Source organism: Aureimonas sp. AU22 (genome assembly GCF_001463745.1).
In the GTDB taxonomy this organism is placed as follows: Bacteria; Pseudomonadota; Alphaproteobacteria; order Rhizobiales; family Rhizobiaceae; genus Aureimonas.
Genome location: NZ_BBWJ01000013.1, coordinates 26,837 through 44,911, shown reverse-complemented (window position 1 = coordinate 44,911; position 18,075 = coordinate 26,837). Strand labels below are relative to the sequence as shown.

18 protein-coding genes are annotated in these 18,075 nt (G+C 67.9%); 8 read left to right on the top strand and 10 right to left on the bottom strand.

From position 1 onward, the window contains the following. The first annotated feature begins 86 nt into the window (after window positions 1-86). The 3 genes from AUL34_RS04480 (at window position 87) to ychF (ending at window position 2,744) form a co-directional block, all read left to right on the top strand. Entirely contained in the window at window positions 87-749 is a 663-nt protein-coding gene (locus tag AUL34_RS04480) for a 50S ribosomal protein L25/general stress protein Ctc (RefSeq protein ID WP_061931637.1), read from the top strand. Between the two features lie 94 nt (window positions 750-843). Then, on the top strand, window positions 844-1,566 hold the full coding sequence (gene pth, locus AUL34_RS04475) for an aminoacyl-tRNA hydrolase (RefSeq protein ID WP_061931635.1): 723 nt from the start codon (window positions 844-846) through the stop codon (window positions 1,564-1,566). A gap of 74 nt (window positions 1,567-1,640) precedes the next feature. Next, entirely contained in the window at window positions 1,641-2,744 is a 1,104-nt protein-coding gene (gene ychF / locus AUL34_RS04470; RefSeq protein ID WP_061931633.1) for a redox-regulated ATPase YchF, read from the top strand. A gap of 22 nt (window positions 2,745-2,766) precedes the next feature. On the opposite strand, the gene AUL34_RS04465 is transcribed toward ychF, so the two are convergent. From AUL34_RS04465 to AUL34_RS04440, 6 genes are all read right to left on the bottom strand, one after another. Continuing rightward, window positions 2,767-4,557: a GGDEF domain-containing protein gene (locus AUL34_RS04465; protein WP_061931632.1), complete on the bottom strand. Its 1,791-nt coding sequence runs from the start codon at window positions 4,555-4,557 to the stop codon at window positions 2,767-2,769. Window positions 4,558-4,702: 145 nt separating this feature from the next. Then, window positions 4,703-5,674, bottom strand: a complete 972-nt coding sequence (locus AUL34_RS04460; RefSeq protein WP_370539022.1) for a cytochrome c1 — start codon at window positions 5,672-5,674, stop codon at window positions 4,703-4,705. 11 nt (window positions 5,675-5,685) lie between these two features. Continuing rightward, window positions 5,686-6,984 carry a cytochrome b N-terminal domain-containing protein gene (locus tag AUL34_RS04455; protein ID WP_061931630.1) on the bottom strand — a complete coding sequence of 433 codons (1,299 nt, stop codon included), beginning with the start codon at window positions 6,982-6,984 and terminating at the stop codon, window positions 5,686-5,688. 19 nt (window positions 6,985-7,003) lie between these two features. Beyond that, window positions 7,004-7,564 carry a ubiquinol-cytochrome c reductase iron-sulfur subunit gene (gene petA / locus AUL34_RS04450; protein ID WP_061931628.1) on the bottom strand — a complete coding sequence of 187 codons (561 nt, stop codon included), beginning with the start codon at window positions 7,562-7,564 and terminating at the stop codon, window positions 7,004-7,006. A gap of 205 nt (window positions 7,565-7,769) precedes the next feature. Continuing rightward, the gene (locus AUL34_RS04445) at window positions 7,770-9,653 is read right to left on the bottom strand and encodes an ABC transporter ATP-binding protein (protein WP_082653153.1); all 1,884 of its coding nucleotides are present in this window, start codon (window positions 9,651-9,653) and stop codon (window positions 7,770-7,772) included. Then, entirely contained in the window at window positions 9,650-11,542 is a 1,893-nt protein-coding gene (locus tag AUL34_RS04440; protein ID WP_061931626.1) for an ABC transporter ATP-binding protein, read from the bottom strand. Before AUL34_RS04440 ends, AUL34_RS04445 begins: the two co-directional genes overlap by 4 nt. 142 nt (window positions 11,543-11,684) lie before the next feature. On the opposite strand from AUL34_RS04440, the gene AUL34_RS04435 reads away from it, so the two are divergent. Then, window positions 11,685-12,152, top strand: coding sequence for a tRNA (cytidine(34)-2'-O)-methyltransferase (locus AUL34_RS04435; RefSeq protein WP_061931624.1), 468 nt, complete (start codon window positions 11,685-11,687; stop codon window positions 12,150-12,152). Then, entirely contained in the window at window positions 12,149-12,583 is a 435-nt protein-coding gene (locus AUL34_RS04430; RefSeq protein ID WP_061931621.1) for an NUDIX domain-containing protein, read from the top strand. The genes AUL34_RS04435 and AUL34_RS04430 overlap by 4 nt, the downstream gene beginning before the upstream one ends. Here AUL34_RS04430 and AUL34_RS04425 read toward each other — a convergent pair. Next, window positions 12,552-12,800: a hypothetical protein gene (locus AUL34_RS04425; RefSeq protein ID WP_061931619.1), complete on the bottom strand. Its 249-nt coding sequence runs from the start codon at window positions 12,798-12,800 to the stop codon at window positions 12,552-12,554. The two genes, AUL34_RS04430 and AUL34_RS04425, sit on opposite strands and share 32 nt — an antisense overlap. A gap of 192 nt (window positions 12,801-12,992) precedes the next feature. Between AUL34_RS04425 and hemF the strand changes: the two genes are divergently transcribed. Further along, window positions 12,993-13,904: an oxygen-dependent coproporphyrinogen oxidase gene (gene hemF, locus AUL34_RS04420; RefSeq protein ID WP_061931617.1), complete on the top strand. Its 912-nt coding sequence runs from the start codon at window positions 12,993-12,995 to the stop codon at window positions 13,902-13,904. A gap of 283 nt (window positions 13,905-14,187) precedes the next feature. Further along, complete coding sequence (locus tag AUL34_RS04415) at window positions 14,188-14,367, top strand: DUF1059 domain-containing protein (RefSeq protein WP_061931616.1); 180 nt, start codon at window positions 14,188-14,190, stop codon at window positions 14,365-14,367. Window positions 14,368-14,458: 91 nt separating this feature from the next. On the opposite strand, the gene AUL34_RS04410 is transcribed toward AUL34_RS04415, so the two are convergent. From AUL34_RS04410 to AUL34_RS04400, 3 genes are read right to left on the bottom strand one after another with little or no spacing between them, the layout of a single operon-like run. Continuing rightward, complete coding sequence (locus AUL34_RS04410; RefSeq protein WP_061931614.1) at window positions 14,459-15,691, bottom strand: CCA tRNA nucleotidyltransferase; 1,233 nt, start codon at window positions 15,689-15,691, stop codon at window positions 14,459-14,461. Continuing rightward, window positions 15,688-16,314, bottom strand: coding sequence for a CoA pyrophosphatase (locus tag AUL34_RS04405; RefSeq protein ID WP_061931612.1), 627 nt, complete (start codon window positions 16,312-16,314; stop codon window positions 15,688-15,690). Before AUL34_RS04405 ends, AUL34_RS04410 begins: the two co-directional genes overlap by 4 nt. Next, on the bottom strand, window positions 16,307-16,879 hold the full coding sequence (locus AUL34_RS04400; protein ID WP_061931610.1) for a DUF1285 domain-containing protein: 573 nt from the start codon (window positions 16,877-16,879) through the stop codon (window positions 16,307-16,309). Before AUL34_RS04400 ends, AUL34_RS04405 begins: the two co-directional genes overlap by 8 nt. Before the next feature lie 185 nt (window positions 16,880-17,064). Here AUL34_RS04400 and AUL34_RS04395 point away from each other — a divergent pair, with 185 nt between their 5' ends. Beyond that, window positions 17,065-18,075 carry a MoxR family ATPase gene (locus AUL34_RS04395; RefSeq protein WP_061931608.1) on the top strand — a complete coding sequence of 337 codons (1,011 nt, stop codon included), beginning with the start codon at window positions 17,065-17,067 and terminating at the stop codon, window positions 18,073-18,075.

Genomic DNA, 18,075 nt, shown 5'->3' with positions numbered 1-18,075 from the left:
GTGAAGCGGCCTTTGCGCCGCTTTTCGTCGTTCCGGCGCAAGCATGGCCGGTCCGGCATCCTCTGAACGAAACAAGGATTGAAACCATGAGCGAGAGCTACACGGTCAAGGCCGAAGCGCGCGAGAAGGTCGGCAAGGGGGCCGCCAGACATCTCCGCCGCAACGGAATGGTGCCCGCCGTCATCTACGGCGACAAGCAGGAGCCCCTGCCGATCGCGGTCCCCTACAAGGAGACCTTCCTGAAGCTGCACGCGGGCGGCTTCCTGACCACGGTCATCACGATCGACGTCGGCGGCAAGCAGATCCAGGTCCTCCCGAAGGACTACCAGCTCGACGTCGTCAAGGATACGCTGACCCACGTCGACTACCTCCGCGTTTCCGAGCGCACGGAAGTCACGGTGCGCATTCCCGTTCACTTCGAGAACGAGGACGCGGCGCCTGGCCTGAAGGCCAAGGACGGCTCGCTCAACGTCGTGCACCACGACATCGAGGTCGTCTGCGCTGCGCAGTCGATCCCGGAGGGCTTCACCCTCGACCTGACGGGCCTCGACATCGGCGATGCGCTGCATGCCTCGAACCTGGCGCTGCCGAAGGGCGTCCGCCTCACCTCCGACGAGGATTTCGTGATCGCCACGATCGTCCCGCCGATGGCCGAGGAGACCGACGAGCTCGACGCCGAGACGCCGACCACCGAGGTCACCCAGCAGACCGACGCGACCGCCGAGGACGAGCCGAAGTCCGGCAACTGATGGACTGTGCGGCGGACGGGCTCCGGCTCGTCCGCCGCATCCGCTTATGCCGGATCCGTGGTCGCCCGGCTCCGGATCGCTGGAGGACGGGCACATGCTCCTCATGGTGGGCCTCGGCAATCCCGGTGCGCAATATGCCGGTAACCGGCACAATATCGGCTTCATGGCCGTCGACGAGATCGCGCGCCGCCCCGGCTTCTCCCCGTGGTCGAAGAAGTTCCAGGGCGAGATCGCGGAAGGACAGGTCGGAAGCGAGAAGGTCCTCCTCCTGAAGCCGCAGACCTTCATGAACGAGAGCGGCCGCTCGGTGCAGGCCGCAGCCGCCTTCTACAAGATCGCGCCGGCGCAGATCGTGGTCTTCCACGACGAACTCGACCTTCCTCCCGCCAAGGTGCGCGTCAAGATCGGCGGGGGCCATGGCGGCCACAACGGGCTGCGCTCCATCGACGCCCATCTCGGCAAGGACTACCGCCGCGTGCGCCTCGGCATCGGTCATCCCGGCTCGAAGGAGCGGGTCAATCCGCATGTCCTCGGCGACTTCGCCAAGGTCGATCGCGAATGGCTGGAGCCGCTGCTGGAGGCCGTCGCGCGCAACGCCGAAGCGCTCGTGGCCGGCGAGGACGCCGTCTTCATGAACAAGGTGACGCTCGCGACCGGCGGCTCGGAGGAGCCGAGCGGCGCCAAGGGCGGCGCCGCGAAGGCCAAGGCGCAGAGCCACGTGCGCCAGGCGCGCCCGGCAGAGGTGCGTCCTGCGCCGTCCGCCGGCCCGATGGCGGGCATGCTGCGCCGGCTCCTCGGCGGCGGCGACCCGAGCTGAACCGATCCCCTTCCCTTTTTCTGGGGCCCTCGACCGGGCCCGCCTCCCATCCCGAGACGTAAGGCAAGACACCCATGGGCTTTCGCTGCGGCATCGTCGGACTTCCCAATGTCGGCAAGTCCACCCTCTTCAACGCGCTGACCAAGACCGCCGCCGCGCAGGCCGCGAACTATCCGTTCTGCACGATCGAGCCGAACACGGGCGACGTCGGCGTGCCCGACCCGCGCATGGCGCCGATCGCCAAGATCGGCAAGTCGGCGCAGCTCATCCCGACGCGCATCACCTTCGTCGATATCGCCGGCCTCGTGCGCGGCGCTTCGAAGGGTGAAGGGCTCGGCAACCAGTTCCTCGCCAACATCCGCGAGGTGGACGCGATCGTCCACGTTCTGCGCTGCTTCGAGGACGACGACATCACCCATGTCGAGGGCCGCATCGATCCGGTGGCGGATGCCGAGACCGTCGAGACAGAGCTGATGCTCTCCGACCTCGAGAGCCTGGAGCGCCGGATCGTCGCCGCGCGCAAGAAGGCGCAGGGCAAGGACAAGGAAGCGCTGGCCCAGGTGCCGGTGATGGAAGCCGCACTCGCCAAGCTGCAGAACGGCGAGCCGGCGCGCACGCTTCTGGCGAGCCTCGACGCCGACGACCGCCAGCAACTTCGCAACCTCAACCTCCTGACCTCGAAGCCCGTGCTCTACGTCTGCAACGTGGCGGAAGGCGATGCGGCGACCGGCAACGCGTATTCGAAAGCGGTCGCCGCGATGGCCCAGCGCCAGGGTGCGCGCAGCGTCGTGATCTCCGCTGCCATCGAAGCGGAAATCGCCCAGCTCGGCGAGGACGAGGTCGGCGAATACATGGGGGTGATGGGCCTCGACGAGCCCGGCCTCGACCGCCTGATCCGCGAAGGCTACGCGCTTCTCGACCTCATCACCTACTTCACGGTGGGGCCGAAGGAGACCCGCGCCTGGACCGTGAAGCGCGGCGCCAAGGCGCCGCAGGCGGCCGGCGTCATCCATACCGACTTCGAGAAGGGCTTCATCCGAGCCCAGACGATCGCCTACGACGACTTCGTGTCGCTGGGCGGGGAAGTCGCGGCCAAGGAAGCCGGCAAGGCGCGCGACGAAGGCAAGGAATACGTCGTCCAGGACGGCGACATCATGCTCTTCAAGTTCAACGTCTGAGCGGCCGAGCGGCCCTGGCCGCTCAGGCCGCCGCCTCCCCTGGACGGCTCAGCGCGCCCGACGACGACAGCGCGGACGCTCCGAGCTGCATGATCGTCGCGTTGCAGAGACGCACGCGGTTTCGCCCGGCGGCCTTGGCCTCGTAGAGCGCTCGGTCGGCAATGTCGAAGAGCGTGGGCCAGGCCGCGACGGGACCGACCTCGTGGGCGAGCCCGAAGCTCGCCGTGATGCGGATCGTGCCGGCGCTGGTCTCCACGACGAGCGCCTCCACCTCGGCGCGCAGATCTTCCGCAAAGGCCAGCACCGCTTCGAGCTGGTCCGAGCGCATCACGATCGCGAATTCCTCGCCGCCATAGCGCGCGACGACGACGTCGGGGCTGGCGCGGGCGCGCAGGCACTCCGAGAAGGCGGCGAGGACCTCGTCGCCGGGGCCATGGCCATAGGTGTCGTTGACGGCCTTGAAGTGATCGATGTCGCCGAGGATCGTGACGTAGTCCCGGCCCTGCTCGCCGAAACCGTCGAGCCGCGCGAAGAGGCCGCGGCGGTTGGGCAGAGCGGTGAGCTCGTCCGTCTCCGACAGGGTCCGAAGCCTCTCCGACAGATCGGCGCGCTCCAGTTCGAGGACCATGCGCTGACGATCGCGGTCTTCCAGCGTCTCCAACGCCTTGTAGAGACTGGCGACAGCCCGGACGGAGCCCAAGTAGGGTCGTCGCTCCAACGGCCGCCGTTCGCAAAGGGCGAGGATCTGGTCGCGGACCCCGAGAAGCGGTCGCAGCATCTGCCGATACAGGACCCAGGCCGCGATCGCCGTCATCACGAGGATCAGTACCGTCAGGCACACCACGAGCTTCATCTGGAGAAGGGTCGATTCCTGGATCGTCACCGCCTCCTTCATCATCGCATCCACATACAGATTGCGCATGCGCAGGATGGGCAGCGTCGTCGGCGCGTAGACCTCGGAAATCCGCTTGGCCTGCTCGACCGAGTTGAGGGGGCGACGCGAATGGGTCTCGATGGCGCGGCTGAGGAACGGGAAGCCCTTGCCGAAATAGACGGAGCGGATCTCCTCGTGCGCCTGGCTGAGGCGGGGCGAGTCCAGGCCGAACTCGAGCTGCGAGACGCCGACGTCCCACAGGGCCAGGATACGCTGCTGGACGCGCATGCTGGTCATCACCGCTTCGGGCGGAATGACTTCGGACCGCTTGAGCGCCGGCATCACTTCGGAAGGCAGGCGCGTCGCCGCCTCGTAGAGCGCCCCGAGCAATCGCGCGACGTTCACGCGCCCAGCAAGGCTCTCGTCGGCTTCGATCACGCGCTGCGCCGTCTTGTCGACGAACGGGACGAAGGTCTGCGAGATCGACGACATGCCGCGCGCGACGCGAAGCTGGAGGCTGACCTGACGTTCGGCCAGCGGCAGCGCCAGGAGCGCGTCCGCCGCACGTCGCTCGTCCCGCAGCAGCGCTGTCAGGAAGTTGAAGTTCATGCTGCTTGCAAGCGCGCTGCTCTCGACGAGCTGGCGAAAGCGCGCGATGGACCGGTCGGCGTCTGCCCGTGACGCCTTCAGCTCCGCCGTCAGGCCGGCCGCATCGGCTGGCTCGGCGCTCAGGGCGAGCTCGAGCGGCCGGCGCTCCTTCGTGATCGCCGTCGCCGCGGCCGTCGCGAGTTCAAAGAGCTGCAGCTCGACGAGCGCGGCGCCGGCGCGCTGGTGTTGGTCGAGAACGCCGCGCAGCGCGATCGATCCGATGATCATGCTCGAAGACAAAGCGATGATCGAACTGATGCGGATCAGATCGAGTGACGGAAGTCGGAACATCGCAATCCCCCAGAGACTGGAGAAGGCTAGTCCGGTAATCGTGAAGGTTCCCTCAACCCAAGGGTGAGTTTCGTAGGGGAAGGCACAACGAAAGAAAGGGGCCCATGGGCCCCTTTTTCCAATCGTCGCATTCTCGTCCTCCGCCTCAGTGCGGCGTGTCGGCCCAGACCCGGCGTTTGACGAGGTAGAGCATGATCGAGAAGCCGATCAGGAAGATCATCACCACGAACCCAGTCGCCTTGCGCTCGACGAGGTGCGGCTCGGCCGCCCACATCAGGAAGGAAGACACGTCACGCGAGTACTGCTCCGCCGTCTGCGGGGCGCCGTCGTCGTAGGTCACCTGACCGTCGCTGAGCGGCGGGGCCATCGCGAGGGCCGGACCGGAGATGAAATGCGGGTTGTAGTAGGTGCCCGGCTGGATGGTGACGCCGGCAGGCGCTTCCTCGTATCCGGTCAGCAGCGAGTGGATGTAGTCCGGCCCGCCTTCCGCGTACTGGCTCCAGGGAAGGATATCGAGGAGGAACCGCGGGAAGCCGCGCTCCACCGAGCGAGCCTTCGCGATCAGCGACAGATCCGGCGGATGCGCACCGCCGAGTGCCGCTGCCGCTGCCTCCGGGTTCGGATAGGGCGACGGCAGGCGATCGGACGGGATACCCGGGCGCTGGAACATCTCGCCCTGCGCGTTCGGCGCGGGGTCGGTGATCTGGTACTCGGCCGCGAGGGCCCGCACCTGCTCGTCGCTGTAGCCGAGAGCCTCGAAGTTCCGGAAGGACACGAGGTTCATCGAGTGGCAGTTCGAGCAGACCTCCTTGTAGACCTTCAGGCCACGCTGAAGCTGCGCGAGGTCCCAATGTCCGAAGGGGCCGGCGAACGTCCAGGACAGCTCGGCCGGCTTCTTCAGCGGGTAGTGCGGGGTGTGGGTCGCCGCTTCCTCGCCGCCGTGGGTCGCGTTGGTCGAGGCCTCCGCGCCGCTTCCGGAATCGGGCGCCGCACCCGGCGCATCGCCTTCGATCTGCGCGGCCGGCGCCGCCGGCTCCTGGGCGAGGCCGAGAACCGGCGTCAGCACGGCACCGGCGACCAGGAAGGCTGGAAGAAGCTTTCTCATTGCAAGGTCCATAGGTCGCTTCGTCAGCCTTTGGTTTCGGGAGAGGCCGCGGCCCCTGCGGGCAGCCCACGCGTGGCACCGCGCTTGGCCAGAACCGCTTCCGTGATCGAGTTCGGCAGCTTCTTCGGCGTTTCGACGAGGCCCAGGACCGGCAGGACGATGAGGAAGTGCGCGAAGTAGTAGATCGTGCCGACGAGCGACAGGAGGGGGTAGATGCCCTCTGCCGGACGGGAGCCGAGCCAGCCGAGCACGACCGCGTTCGCCGCGAAGACCCAGAAGAAGATCTTGTAGATTGGACGGTAGGCGGTGGAGCGGACGCGGCTCGTGTCCAGCCAGGGCAGGAAGAACAGGATGATGATCGAGCCGAACATCACGAGAACGCCGCCCAGCTTGGAATCGATCGGGCCGATGTTGAAGGTGATGGCGCGCAGCATCGCGTAGAACGGCAGGAAGTACCATTCGGGCACGATATGGGCGGGCGTCTGCAGCGGGTTCGCCGGAATGTAGTTGTCCGGGTGGCCCATGTAGTTCGGCATGTAGAAGACGAAATAGGCGAAGAAGACCAGGAACACGACCATCGCGAACCCGTCCTTGATGGTCGCATGGGGCGTGAAGGGCACCGTGTCCTTCGACGACTTGATCTCGACGCCGGTCGGGTTGGTCTGGCCCACCACATGCAGCGCCCAGATGTGCAAGATCACGACGCCCGCGATCATGAACGGCAGGAGGTAGTGCAGCGAGAAAAAGCGGTTGAGCGTGGCGTTGTCCACCGCGAAGCCGCCGAGAAGCAGCGTCTGGATCGGACCGCCGATGCCGGGGAACGCGGTGAAGAAGCCGGTGATGACCGTGGCGCCCCAGAAGGACATCTGGCCCCAGGGCAAGACGTAGCCCATGAAGGCGGTCGCCATCATCAGAAGGAAGATCACGACGCCGAGGATCCACATGATCTCGCGCGGCGCCTTGTAGGAGCCGTAGTAGAGGCCGCGGAAGATGTGGAGATAGACGGCGATGAAGAAGAACGACGCGCCGTTGGCGTGCATGTAGCGCAGCAGCCAGCCCCAGTTCACGTCGCGCACGATGCTCTCGACGGACTGGAAGGCGATGCCCGAATTGGCCGCGTAGTGCATGGCCAGGACGACGCCGGTCAGGATCTGGATGGCGAGGAACAGCGCCAGGATGCCGCCGAACGTATAGGCGTAGCTCAGGTTTCGCGGCACCGGGAAGGCGACGAACGAATCGTAGAGGAGCCGGGGCAACGGCAGGCGGGCGTCGAGCCAGCGCATGACGCCGTTGTTCGGCACGTAGGACGAAGGACCACTCATGTTCTTTGTGCCTCTTGCCTCAGCCGATGCGGATCGTGGTGGGCGTTGGGAAGGTGAAGACGGGAACGGCCATGTTCTCCGGCGCCGGACCCTTCCGGATGCGCCCGGCCGTGTCGTAGTGCGAACCGTGGCACGGGCAGTACCAGCCGTCGTAGTCGCCGGACTGGCCGAGCGGCACGCAGCCGAGATGCGTGCACACGCCGACCATCACGAGCCACTGCTCCAGCCCCGGCGCGGCGCGGTTGACGTCGGTGGCGGGCGCGTCGGCGGGCAGGTTCGCGTTGCGCGCGATCGGGTCCTTCAGGTCGGACAGATCGACGCCCTTGCCCTCTTCGATCTCCGTCGGCGTGCGCTGACGGATGAAGATCGGCTTGCCGCGCCACTTGGCGGTGATCGACTGCCCGGCCGCGATCTGGCTGATGTCGACATCCACCTGCGCGAGCGCGAGCGTCGCGGCGTCCGGGTTCATCTGATCGATGAAGGGCCAGACTGCCGCGGCGGCACCGACGACGCCGGCCGCCCCCGTCGCGATATAAAGAAAGTCCCGGCGTGTGGGTTCGCTGCTGTGATCGACGCTCACGGAGAAATGCGCTCCTTCAGGGCCAGCGCGCCGATGCGGCGCGCCTACCTCAGTCCCATCACGACCTCGCGGAGCACACCGAGCGCCGGAGCGACCGCGCCCTCCCCTAGAGCCGTTTCGGCCGCGATTTCTAAGCGCCCGCTTGGAACTTGTCCAGACTGTGGCGGCGGTTCAGGCGGTTATGTCGCTTCCGGAACACGGCGCCCTATTCCGCAGCCGCTGCCGGCAGGAAGCCGCCCGACTGTCGCTGCCAGAGCGAGGCATAGAGACCGCCGCGCCGCACGAGTTCGGCGTGAGTCCCCTCCTCCACGATGCGCCCGGCGTCGATCACCACGAGGCGGTCGAGCTGCGCGATCGTGGACAGGCGGTGCGCGATGGCGATCACCGTCTTGCCCTCCATCATGCTCGAGAGATTTTCCTGGATCGCCGCCTCCACCTCCGAATCGAGCGCCGAGGTCGCCTCGTCGAGGACGAGAATCGGTGCGTTCTTCAGGAAGACGCGCGCCATGGCGATGCGCTGGCGCTGGCCGCCCGAAAGCTTGACACCGCGCTCGCCGACATAGGCATCGAGCCCCTCGCGTCCATTCGGATCGCGGACGGTCTGGATGAAACCGAGCGCATCGGCTCGCCGGGCGGCGGCGACGATCTCCTCCTCGCTGGCGTCCGGGCGGCCATAGGCGATGTTGTCGCGGATGGAGCGATGGAAGAGCGAGGTATCCTGCGTGACGACGCCGATCTGGTTGCGCAGGGACGTCTGCGTGACGGCGGCGACATCCTGCCCGTCGAGAAGGATCGCGCCCTTCTCGACGTCGTAGAGCCGCAGAAGAAGGTTCACGAGCGTGGTCTTGCCCGCCCCCGAGCGCCCGACTAACCCGACCTTCTCCCCTGCCCGGATGCGGAGCGAGAAATTCTCGATGATGCCGCGGCCCTTGCCGTAGTGGAACGTGATGTCGCGGAATTCGACCAAGCCGCCGGCGGTGCGGATGGTCGGCGCATCCGCACGGTCTATGAGCGCCGGCACGGCGGCGACGGTGGCGACCGCGTCCTGAACCGTGCCGTAGTTGCGCACGAGGCCGTTGATGTTGAACATCATCCAGCCGCTCATCTGGTTGAGGCGCAGCACGAGGCCGAGCGCGGCGGCGACATCGCCCGTGGTGGCGGTGCCGTTCGACCAGGAATGGAGCGCGAGTGCGCCGATCGCGGTCATCATGAAGCCGTTGAGGACGGCGACCGCCGTGCGCACGGTGGTGATGGCGCGCGTCATGGCGCGAATGGCCTCGACATAGCGGCGGAAGCCGCCGAGCACGAAGGCGTCCTGCCGGCGGCCGGGGTCGAAGAGCTTGACGGCGAGGATGTTGGTGAAGCTGTCGACGACGCGTCCCGACATGACCGAACGCGCCTCGGCGCTCTCACGGCCCGAACGGCGGATCCGAGGCAGGAGGTCGCGGACGATCCAGCCGTAGCCGGCCGCCCAAGCGAGGAGCACGAGGCCCATCCGCCAATCCATCGCGGCGAGGATCGCGACGGCCAGGAGCGCGAAGGTGACGAAGCTCCAGAAGGTCTGCAGCGTGGTGACGATGAAGTCGCCCGTCGCCTCGCCGACCTGCTGCACCTTCTGGGCGATGCGACCGGCGAAATCGTTCTGGAAGAACGTGTAGGACTGGTCCATCAGCCGGCGATAGGACTGCCAGCGGATGCGGTTGTAGAGCGAGGGGACGATGACCTGCTGCTCGAGAACGGACGCCCCGAAGAGGACGATCGTGCGAAGCAGCAGCGTCGTGACCGCCAGCACGACCAGCAGCGCGAAATGATCGGCGAGAAGCGTCGCCGGCGAGGAGCGTCCGAGCGCATCCACCACCCAGCCGACCGCGGCGTAGAGGAACGCGTCCACCGCACCGGTAAGACCGCCGGTGACGAGGAGCGCCAGGAACGGTCCCTTCGCCTCGCGCGCGAAATGCCAGATGAAACGGTTGGTCTCGCGCGGCAGGGGCGGCAGCGCGCCAACACGGCGCGGGTCGGCGCCGTCGGGCTCGACGTCGCCGTAGGGATCGATGATCCGCTCGAAGCGGCGCAGCAGCCTCTCGATCATTCGGCCGCGTGCGCCTCGGCTGCCGGCGAACTCGCCTCGTCGTCTCCCGCATCGAGGAAGCCGCCGACCTGGCGGCGCCAGAGATCGGCGTAGAGACCGCCCTTGGCGAGGAGATCGGAATGGCGCCCCTCCTCGAGGATGCGCCCCTTGTCGAGCACCACGAGGCGGTCGAGCGCGGCGATGGTCGAAAGGCGATGGGCCACCGCGATCACCGTCTTGCCCTCCATCAGGCGATAGAGGTTCTCGGCGATGGCCGCCTCCACTTCCGAATCGAGTGCCGAGGTGGCTTCGTCCAGAAGCAGGATCGGCGCGTCCTTCAGCATCACGCGGGCAATGGCGATGCGCTGGCGCTGGCCGCCCGACAGCTTGACGCCGCGTTCGCCGACTTCCGCATCCAGCCCGCGCCGCCCTTCGCGATCGACCAGGGCTTCCACGAAGTCTTCCGCCTCCGCGCGGTGCAAGGCATGGCGAACCTCGTCGTCGCTCGCGTCCGGACGACCGTAGAGGATGTTCTCGCGAATCGTGCGGTGGAGCAGCGAGGTGTCCTGCGTCACCATGCCGATATGGGCGCGCAGCGAGTTCTGCGTGACGCCGGAGATGTCCTGCCCGTCGATCAGGATGCGGCCGGACTGGACGTCGTAGAAGCGCAGGAGGAGGTTGAGGAGCGTCGACTTGCCGGCGCCCGAGCGACCCACGAGGCCGATCTTCTCACCGGGCTGGATGACGAGGTCGAAGTCTTCGACGACCGGGCCGGCGGCGCGATGCGGCCGCGCGGACGCATAGGCGAAGCACACGGCGTCGAAGCGCACCTCGCCCTCGGCGACGACCAGCGGCTTGGCACCTGCGGTGTCGGTGAGCTCCACGGGCTGGGTGAAGGTGGCGATGCCGTCGCGGATGGTGCCGACGTTCTCGAAGAGCGCGGAGACTTCCCACATGATCCACTGCGCCATGCCGTGGAGGCGCAGCACGAGACCGATGCCGACCGCGACCGCGCCGACCGACACGAGCCCGTTCACCCACAGGCCGATGCCCATGGCGCCGACGCCGAAGAGCAGCAGCGAGTTGAGGGACAGGAGGCACACGAAGAACATCGTGATGAGCCGCCCCTGGCCATAGACCGGCTTCAGGAACAGACGCATGGCATCCTGCGCGTAGGTCACCTCGCGCGGCGTGTGGGCGAAGAGCTTCACCGTTCCGATATTGGCATAGGCGTCGACGACGCGGCCGGTCATCTCAGCCCGGGCGTCCGCCTGGGCCTCCGCGATCGAGCCCAGCCGCGGAATGAAGTAGCGCAGCATCACGACGTAGAGCACCAGCCAGCCGGCGAAGGGCAGCATCAGGCGCCAATCGGCTGCCGCCAGGAGGAAGATGATGCCGGTGAAGTAGACCGCGACGTAGAGGAAGACGTCGATCGACTTCATGATCGTCTCGCGAACGGCGAGCGCGGTCTGCATGAGCTTGGTGGACACGCGGCCGGCGAACTCGTCCTGGAAGAAGCCGAGCGACTGGTCGAGGAGCCAGTTGTGCGCGCTCCAGCGAAAGCGCATCGGCAGGTTTCCGAACAGCGCCTGGAACGAGATCAGCGATTCGAAGAGCGCGAGGGCCGGCAGAAGAACGAGGATCACCACCGCCATGCCGGCGAGACGCCATCCCTCGTCCTGAAGGAAGGTGTCGGGATTGGCCGCCGACAGCCAGTCCACGATCGATCCGAGGAAGCCGAAGAGCGAGACCTCGATCACCGCGATGATGCCCGACAGCGCGGCCATGCCGACAAGCAACCAGCGCACAGGCCGCGCATAGTGCCAGACGAAGGGCCAGAACGTGTTGGGCGGGCTCTTCGCCGGCCCCGACGGGAACGGATCGACGAGCTTCTCGAAGAAGGCGAACATAGGCAATTCCGTCCGGCGGATCGGGCAAGCGGCACGTGAAGCGCCCGGCTCGCCAGGAGTGTCGCCAGCATATAGGCCGCGCGGCGACGATTTCACGAAACGCACCGTTTCCAGCCGCGCCCCGCTTGGGTATCGGGAGGGGATGACCCTGTCCATCGCCCTCTACCAACCCGACATCGCGGGCAATGCCGGCACGATCCTGCGGCTCGGCGCCTGCCTCGGGATCGATGTCGAGATCATCGAGCCCGCCGGGTTCGACCTCACCGACAAGGCGCTGCGGCGAGCCGGGATGGACTACGTGGCGATGGCGCGCCTCGTTCGGCACGTCGATTTCGCGGCCTTCGATGCGGCCCGACGGGCAGCCGGCCGACGGATGGTGCTCATGACCACCAAGGCGGACGGCGGCTACTGCGACGTGGCCTTCCGGCCGGACGACGTTCTCCTGTTCGGTCGCGAAAGCGCGGGCGTGCCGGACGCCGTCCATGCGCTGGCCGACGTCCGGGCGACGATCCCGATGGAGGCCGGCGCGCGCTCGCTGAACCTCGCTGTCAGCGCGGCCATGGTCGCGGGCGAGGCGTTGCGGCAGCTGCGGTGGGGAGGAGCGGCATGAGTCTCGACGAACCGCGCCTCGGCGCCGGTGTCGCGATCCTGCGGGACGGCCGGCTTCTGCTGATCCGCCGGCGCCGCGAGCCGGAGGCCGGCGCCTGGGGCCTGCCGGGCGGCAAGGTGGACCTGTTCGAGACCGCGGCCGATGCGGCGAGCCGCGAAGTGCTGGAGGAGACGGGGCTGCGGATCGAGGCGAGCGAGCTTCTGTGCGTCGTCGACCAGATCGACCGGAAAGCTGGACACCACTGGTTCGCGCCGGTCTACGTGGTGGAGGGATCTTGCGGCGAGCCGCGCATCGTGGAGCCGGAGAAGCACGACGGCCTCGAATGGTTCGCGCTGGACGCCCTGCCCGCGCCGCTCACCGCGCCGACGTTGGGCGCCCTGCCCCACCTCCGCGAACGCCTCAGTCGGCGCTCGGCAGACGCCGCATCGTGAATTCGACTTCGTCGCCAGGCAGCACACGCCAGCTCTCGACCTGCGTCCAATAGGCGGCCTTGGGATAACGGGCGAACCACTCGCGCGCCACGGTGCGCGCTTCCGGGCGCGGCAGCGTGAAGGTCTCGCGCACGAAGCTGTCGCGAAGGGGCTGCTCGCGCCGAGCGCGCAACTGGCGGCGCAGACCATCCAGCGGAGGCGGGGGAAGCGGGGCCATCGAACCGTGACGCTCCTGTTTCGGCGGGCTCCTGTCGCAGCACAATATAGGCCGTCCCCTCGGTGAATTCGAGTCCGATCCGCCGCCGGGCAAGCAACGGATCGCTTCCGAAACGCTCCCGCAACTGCTAGCCAAGACGTATGTGTTTCCGGGCTCCCGAGGCTGGCCCGGCCTGGAGGATCGTCGCGCGCCATGGAACGTCCCGAACTGCCCCAGGGCCTCCCCGAGAATCTGGATGCCAAGAAGGCGGAGGCCAAGGCCTGGTTCGAGGCGCTGCGCGATCGCCTGTGTAAGGCCTTCGAGGATCTGGAGGACGAGTTCGGATCGGACGGGGGCCTGCCCGCCGGCCGCTTCGCGCGGACACCCTGGACGCGCGGCGAGGATGGCGGCGGCGGCACCATGTCCATGCTGGAGAACGGCCGTGTCTTCGAGAAGGCCGGCATTCATACGTCCACCGTCTACGGACAGCTGTCGGAGGACTTCGCCGGGCAGATTCCCGGCGCCGGCGCCGATCGGAGCTTCTGGGCCTCGGGCATTTCGCTGATCGCCCACACCCGCAATCCGAACGTGCCCGCCGTGCACATGAACACGCGCATGGTGGTGACGACCGGGCAATGGTTCGGCGGCGGCGCGGACCTCACCCCGATGCTCGATGCCCGCCGCACGGCCGAGGACCCGGACACGCGCGCCTTCCACAGGGCGCTGCAGTTCGTCTGCGACCGGCATTCGGGCGTTGCCAGCTTCGAGCGCTACAAGACCTGGTGCGACGAGTATTTCTACCTGCCTCATCGCAAGGAGCCGCGCGGCGTCGGCGGCATCTTCTACGACTGGCTGCATTCGCCGGACGAGGCCGGCGGCTGGGAAGCGGACTTCGCGTTCACGCGCGACGTCGGCAAGGCCTTTCTGGTGGTCTATCCGCATCTCGTGCGCCAGAACGCCGAAACACCATGGACGGAGGAGCAGCGCGACGAGCAACTGGTGCGGCGTGGACGTTACGTGGAGTACAACCTCCTCTACGATCGCGGCACCCTGTTCGGGCTGAAGACCGGCGGCAACGTCGCCTCGATCCTGTCGTCGCTCCCGCCCTTGGTGAAGTGGCCCTGATTTAATGTTTCGAGGCTGCGGAATGGCGCTTCCGGCCCTGTTTCCGCACGCCGTGCGCCCCACATGATCCGTGCGGACAGGAATTGGTTAAACGACCAAGAACATCCTGTTCACAGAGCGAAAAGTCCTGATAAGGTTCGTGTAACCGGAACTGTCGAAGTGCGGCATCCGGGTTTCGCGAGACCCGCAGTCCGCGAACAGACGTGCATTCCGACCGCATGGTTTCGAAGGGCAGACGGCCAGCGCAAGAGCGCGGTCGAAGGATCGACCAGGGAGGACTGTAATGTATGAACTCGATTGCCACGGCGTGATTCCAGGCTGCGAGCGCGTGATCCGCGCCGAGTCGCAGGCGGAGGTCATGCGCCGCGCCGTGATGCAGGCCAAGCAGCTCGGAGTGGAGACGATTTCCCAGCGACTGATGGATGCCATCCGCGACGGAATGCACGAGACCGTCAAGCACTGAGCCATCCCCAGCGGCTGATGGGCCGAACGGCAGATGAATCGAAGCGCGGCTCCACCGGCAGATGGGGCCGCGCTTTTCGTTGCGACGGCGGTCAGACCAGTTTCAGAAGCGCGTCCCGGTCGAGCACGAAGCCGCTTTCGGCGAAGCTGCGCTTCAGCCGGTCCAGCGTGCGTCCGATATCCGGGCCCGGCGCGACGCCCGCATCGGCGAGGTCATGCCCCGACACGGGGAACGCCGGCGGCGCGAAGGCCGCCGCCGCGTCGCGGCGACCGGCGAGGAGCGCCACCTGCGGCAGCCTATCCGGACTCTGCGCCGCTGCCGTGCGCTCCGAGTTGAGCGCCAGCGACAGGCGGTCCACCAACGCCTCGCGGTCGCCGAGATAGAGACGGGCGCGAAAGGCAGCGTCGCTCTCGCTCGCAGGCGCGTCCGTCATCGCCCATGCGACCAGCCGGTCGCGATCGAGGTTCGACAGGCGCAGTCGACTTGCCATGTCGCGCAGGCGTGCGGCATCCGGCGGCACGATCGCTTCCAGCCGGCGGATCGGATCGGGGGCCCAGCCGTAGAGGCGCTCGGTCTCCACGAAGCCGTGGATCGCGTCGATGCCCCACTTCTCGCTTTCCGGCAGCACGCGGCTGAGAACACCGGCCTGGCGCATCCAGAGAAGCGCGCGCGCCGGATCTGGGGCGCCGAGAAGCTTGCGCAGCTCGTTCCAGATCCGCTCGGCCGACAGGCGGTCCAGCCCTTCCTTCAGCCGCGAGGACGCGCGCAGGCCCTCGCCGTCCGGCCGACCGCGCCCGTACCAGGCGAAGAAGCGGAAGAAGCGCAGGATACGCAGGTAGTCCTCCTCGATGCGATGCCCCGCGTCGCCGATGAAGCGCAGCGTGCCGCTCTCGATGTCGGCGAGCCCGCCGACGAGGTCGAGGATCTCGCCCCCGGCGTCGCAATAGAGCGCGTTGATGGTGAAGTCGCGCCGGGCGGCGTCCGCACCCCAGTCGCGTCCGAACAGGACCCTAGCATGCCGTCCGTCGGTCTCGACGTCGCGGCGCAGCGTCGTCACCTCGAAGGGGCGTCCATCGGCCACCACCGTCACCGTGCCGTGCTCGACGCCGGTCGGAACGGCCCGGAGCCCGGCGGCCTCGACGCGGGCGATCGTCTCGGCCGGCGTCGTCGTGGTGGCGACGTCGACATCGGTGATCTCGCGGCCCATCAGCGTGTTGCGGATCGCCCCGCCCACGACGCGCGCTTCCTCGCCCGCCGCCGACAGGGCGGCGAGGATGGTCTGGAGGGCGGGGTCGCGGATCCAGTCCGCCTCGATGCGCGTCATGATGCGTAGAGCCTTTCGTACAGCGTGCGCAGGATGCCCGCCGTCACGCCCCAGATATATCGATCGCCGAAGGGCATCGTGTAGAAATAGCGCGGCTTGCCCTCCCACACGCGGCTGCCCTTGGCATGGTTGGCGGCATTCATCAGGAAGCCGAGCGGCACTTCGAAGGCGTCGGCGACTTCCGACGGATCGGGTCGGGGCACGAAGCCGGCCTCGATGATCCCGATCACGGGCGTGATCCGGAACCCGGTCGTGGTGCGGTAGCGCGGCAGGCGGCCGATCACTTCGACGCGATCGGGGTCGAGCCCGACCTCCTCGTGCGCCTCGCGCAGGGCGGCCGCTTCCACCGAAGGATCCGATGCGTCCACCGAGCCACCGGGAAAGGCGATCTGGCCGGAATGCTTGCGAAGGTGCGCGGCGCGCGTCGTCAGGATCACGCCGGCCTCCCCCGGCCGGTCGACGACCGGCACGAGCACCGCCGCCTCGCGCGCGGTGGCCCGCTCGGCGAGTTGCTCCCAGTCCGGATTGAGGACGTGGTCGCCCGTATCGTGTTCCAGCGCGCCCACGCCCCGCGTCACGAGGCGCGCCCGAAGGTCCGCGGCGTCGAAGCGGCGCTCAGGCATCGAGGCCTTCCGGCAGGGGCACGGGGAACCACGCGGCACCCGACGCGATGCCCGTCTCGCCGCCGCGCTCCTCGATGCGCTGGGCGAGGTCGAAGGCGAGCGAGCGGGTGAGCCGGGCCTCCAGGCCACCACGCACCAGGAGGTAGGGTCTGAAGGCGTCGTCGCCGGCGTCCGCAAAGCGCAGCGGATGGGCTTCGTCGGCCTCCACCACGTCGCCCATGTTGGTGCGAAAGCGGAGCCGCCCGTCTCCCGCGCTCATCTCCACGGCAACGAAGGGCACGTCGGCCACCCGGATCGACAGCTTCTCGGCCGGCGTCACCAGCACGAACGTGCCGTCAAGCTCGCGCCGCAGGACGCTGGAGAACAGGCGGGTGAGCGCCGGGCGCTCGATGGGCGTGCCCCCGTAGAACCAGCGGCCATCCTCGTCGATCGCCATGTCGATCGCGCCGCAATGGGGCGGGTTCCACCGATCCACCGGCGGCGCGGACAGGCCGGCCCGCTCCGCACGCGACACGAGCGCCTCGAGTGAGACCGATGCCGAATTCGTGTCCTGTGCATCAGGCATGGTGCGGTGCGCTCCGAAGGGCTATGCCCGGCTTCGGGCGGCGGCCCCGTCTTATTTTGGCCGGGCTTGCTCGTCACCAAATAGTCGCGCACCGCAGCGCTTGCCAGACGACCGCCGCCTCGATTCTATGAGGCTTCTTCCCGTCGTCGGCCTTCCCGACGCGACTCATCGAAAGGCCCCGAAGGATGACGATACTCGCCCAAACGGAGCCAGCCCTCGATTCGCGCGCCATGGTCGAGGAGGCCGAGCGCGCGCTCGCCGACATCGCCAAGGCTCGCGAATCCGTCGCGCGCGTGATCTTCGGCCAGGAAAGCGTGGTGGAGCAGACGCTGGTGGCGATCCTGGCCGGCGGCCACGCCCTGCTCGTCGGCGTGCCGGGCCTTGCCAAGACCAAGCTCGTGGAAACGCTGGGAACGGTGCTCGGTCTCGACGCACGCCGCGTCCAGTTCACGCCGGACCTCATGCCGTCCGACATCGTCGGCACGGAGGTGATGGACCAGGACGACACGGGCCGGCGCTCCTTCCGCTTCGTGCGCGGCCCGGTCTTCGCGCAGCTCCTGATGGCCGACGAGATCAACCGCGCCAGCCCGCGCACCCAGTCCGCCCTTCTCCAGTCGATGCAGGAATATCACGTGACGGTCGCCGGCGAGCGGCACGACCTGCCCGCGCCCTTCCACGTTCTGGCGACGCAAAATCCGCTGGAGCAGGAGGGCACCTATCCACTGCCAGAGGCGCAGCTCGACCGCTTCCTCTGCCAGGTGGACGTGCACTATCCCTCGATCGAAGCCGAGCGGCGCATCCTGATGGCGACCACCGGCGTCGCCGAGGACAAGGCCGTCGCCGTGATGACGGCCGACCGCCTGCGCGAGATCCAGACGCTGGTTCGCCGCATGCCGGTGCCCGAGAGCGTCGTGGACGCGATCCTCTCGCTCGTGCGCTCGGCCCGCCCGGGTCAGGGCTCGACGGAAGCCGACACCCATGTCGCCTGGGGTCCCGGCCCCCGCGCATCCCAGGCGATGATGACCTGCGTGCGCGCCCGCGCGCTTTATGAAGGACGCCTCGCGCCCTCCATCGACGACGTGCGCGCGCTCGCCGAGCCGATCCTGCAGCACCGCATGGCGCTGAACTTCGCGGCCCGCGCCGAGGGGATCGGCGTGCGCGAGGTGATCGCACGACTGGCACGGCAGGCCGCTTAG